Raw genomic sequence first — 1693 nt, forward strand, 5'->3', positions numbered from 1 at the left:
AACTACTTTTTCACATTCAGCTTTGGTATCCGCAAGAACTTTTTCTAGTTCAGGTGATGTTTCGACACCCAATTGAACAGTAATTTTTTCTACTTTAGCTTTGCGTTCTGGTACTTCACGCACCTCAACTTCCACACCAAGTGCATCATAAGCTGCTTTGATTTGAGGATAATCACCGTAAATCAAAACTGATGTTGCATTTACATCTGGACGATCAAAGTACTTTGGATTTTGAAATGAACCTTTTTCATCAATCCCTGCGCTTTTTTGAGCATAAATAATTTTCATCTTGTTCTCACAAAAATGGGGCTTAAAGCCCCGATTGTTATGGTGTGCCAGAGAGATCCAGCAATGTACCTGCTGTCATCTTGTTGCTTGTCGCGTGTTTTTTCCAATTCGCATCAGCACCCAATAGTGCCAATGTTGGATTAGCACCTTTTGTGGTATCCCAAGAGTAACCCAGTAAATCCAGATTAAAAGTTCCTTCAGCACGCATACCAATTGCCAAGTTTTCTTCATCATTAATATCGTATGCACGGAAACCTGGTGCCTGAGACTCAGTGACAGTTACTGCACCAGTCTGCAAACCAAAAGCATCATCATCTTCAATCAAATCTGTGACTAAAACAGGCTTGCCCAACGTACCTGGTAAACCACCATAAATCACAATTTCAGATTCACCATAAATTTGATTTGTTAATGCTTCATCCACAATGTCGAAATAAGTATCCGAGTTCATCACCCAAAGTGAGATGCGACCAAACTTATCACCAAACTTACGCATACCTTTGGTTAAGGCTTTACGACCATCTGTAGCAATACTGCCTTTGGCAATCATGTCAGGATTACTAGTGATTGCCGCCTTAAGTGCAGCTAAGCTGTATTGCAAACGACCATGTACCAGAGCATCTGCTAAGTCATAACCAATAATTTCAGCAAACTCTTCTGGAGAACGCGCACGGCGTTTAAACGCTTCCTCAGTTGAAGCATAAGGACCATATTTAAATGGTACTTTCACCCCCACAGACTCACCTGCACCAATTTTTTTATTGGTCACTTTCGCTGTCGAGTTCACATCACGGTGTTCAATGCTACCGCCAACACGATAAAAAGACTGTTGATTAAAATCACCTTGAATGATTTCGTTGACATAACGGATTGCACCGTTTGAAGCTTGGTTAAATACATTCAGATTATCTTGTAGACGTTCCAAATATGCAGTTTGCGCCAATTGATTGTAGATAATCATGTCGCTATTTACAGTTGTAGTCATAATGACTCCTTATTTTTCAAGTTTTAAATATGCAGCTTGACCATGAGTTTGAATGAAGTCTGATTTAGCCTTAGCATCCATTTGACTGCGTTTCAGACCTGTATTTGTATTGGTATTGCCTTGGAAGTTGCCACCTGAACCTTGACCACCTTTTAAAATGTGATCTTTGTACTGATAGCCATCAATCAACTGATCTAACGCTTCATCGAAATCAGCCAATTCACCAGGACGAGAACGCGAATAGATTTGTTGGCCATGATTGTCATAAGCCACGACTTTGCCGTTTTCGACTTTAAAGTTACGACCGAACTGAGCCTGCACCATGTCCGCAGGTACTGAGATTTTGTCTTTAATCATTTGTGATCGAGCAAAGCCACCACCAATCAACTCGCCGTGTAATTGATTTTGTAGTGCATCGCG

General features: G+C 40.7%; 2 protein-coding genes and 1 pseudogene. All 3 read right to left on the reverse strand.

Going from position 1 to position 1693, the window contains the following annotated elements; all coding sequences use genetic code 11:
- Positions 1-288: pseudogene (locus tag C9E89_RS22490) on the reverse strand (HeH/LEM domain-containing protein); the annotation flags it as partial.
- Between the two features lie 37 nt (positions 289-325).
- Entirely contained in the window at positions 326-1273 is a 948-nt protein-coding gene (locus C9E89_RS22495) for a major capsid protein (protein WP_107010288.1), read from the reverse strand.
- A 9-nt stretch (positions 1274-1282) separates the two neighbouring features.
- Positions 1283-1693 (reverse strand): DUF6651 domain-containing protein (locus C9E89_RS22500; protein WP_322887910.1); only part of this gene is annotated, 411 nt, incomplete at its 5' end.

This window comes from Acinetobacter sichuanensis (assembly GCF_003024515.2).
GTDB classification, from domain to species: domain Bacteria; phylum Pseudomonadota; class Gammaproteobacteria; order Pseudomonadales; family Moraxellaceae; genus Acinetobacter; species Acinetobacter sichuanensis.